Raw genomic sequence first — 250 nt, 5'->3', positions numbered from 1 at the left:
GGTTTAGTAACGTCCAAAATATCAGACTGTTGTTGGTATGCATCACGAGCGATTGACAAGTTAAACGGAGTTGAATATTGTTTACCATTCGCATCAACGTGATTGATAGTCAAAGTTTGGCTTAATTGAGAAGCATTCGTTGACTGAAATCTCCATTTACCAATTTTGAAAAACTTGTTGTTTGACTGATCAATCAATCTACCGTAAGTACCACCTTGTAAGTTAGAAATTACAATGTTTACTGGGTTAC

1 protein-coding gene is annotated in these 250 nt (G+C 35.6%); it reads right to left on the bottom strand.

The annotated features are described in order from the left end of the window. Nucleotides 1-250 (bottom strand): hypothetical protein (locus Q4563_RS21475; protein WP_303605968.1); only part of this gene is annotated, 250 nt, incomplete at both ends.

It is taken from the genome of Gilvimarinus sp. 1_MG-2023 (assembly GCF_030548285.1).
This window is presented reverse-complemented; position numbering and strand designations above follow the sequence as displayed.